The 950-nt window shown below is 59.8% G+C and carries 2 protein-coding genes; both read right to left on the bottom strand.

Features of this window, described 5'->3' with window-relative positions:
• Positions 1 to 307 (bottom strand): enoyl-CoA hydratase-related protein (locus tag A3730_RS02460; RefSeq protein ID WP_197477237.1); only part of this gene is annotated, 307 nt, incomplete at its 3' end.
• A 54-nt stretch (positions 308 to 361) separates the two neighbouring features.
• The coding region (locus A3730_RS02465; RefSeq protein ID WP_304439453.1) for a carboxyl transferase domain-containing protein at positions 362 to 950 on the bottom strand (589 nt) is incomplete at its 5' end.

Here is a 950-nt window from a genome sequence, read left to right on the forward strand (position 1 = left end):
CGCGAGCAATGACCGGTTTGGTGCATTGATCAATGGCCTGCATCAGCGTGGCCAGGCGCAGGGCGTCCTGCTGGTTCTGTTGCGCATCCAGCCTGCCCATGGCGCGCATCCAGTTCAGATCTGCACCGGCAGAAAAGTGCTTGCCGGCGGCCTGCAGTACCACCACGCGCACAGCTTCATCGCTTCCGGCTTTTTCAAAGGCCTCGGTGAGCGAGGCAATGATGGTGTCGTCGAACGCGTTGCGTTTGTCCGGGTTATCCAGCGTAATCCGGGCAACCGGGCCCTCGATCAAAGTGTTAACGCTCATAGCTTGCTTCCTGTTTTGCGTCGTGCGTCAGGCATCTTGCGTCCAGCGTCCTGATCACATCCGGAACACGCCGTAGCGTGTTTCTTCAATCGGTGCGTTAAGGCTGGCGGAAATGGCCAGGCCAAGCACATCTCGGGTATCGGCGGGGTCGATGACGCCGTCATCCCAAAGGCGGGCGCTGGCATACCAGGGCTGTGCCATTTCTTCATAGCGTTCGGTCATCTCGGCCTGGAATTGTCCTGCCTCTTCATCGCTCCATGCCTGGCCCTTTTTCTTCAGCGAGGCCTGTTTCACCTGGGTAAGCACGCTGGCCGCCTGTTCGCCGCCCATTACCGAGATGCGGGCGTTGGGCCACATGAACATGAAGCGCGGGTCATAGGCGCGGCCACACATGCCGTAGTTACCGGCACCGAAGCTGCCGCCGGTGATCACGGTGAATTTCGGCACGGTGGCACAGGCCACCGCGTTGACCATCTTGGCGCCATGCTTGGCAATGCCCTCGGCTTCGTATTTCTGGCCGACCATGAAACCGGTGATGTTCTGGAGGAACAGCAGGGGAATCTTGCGCTGGTTGCACAGCTCGATGAAGTGCGCGCCTTTCTGGGCGGATTCCGAGTACAGCACACCGTCATTGGCGAGAATG

It is taken from the genome of Alcanivorax sp. HI0044 (genome assembly GCF_001634945.1).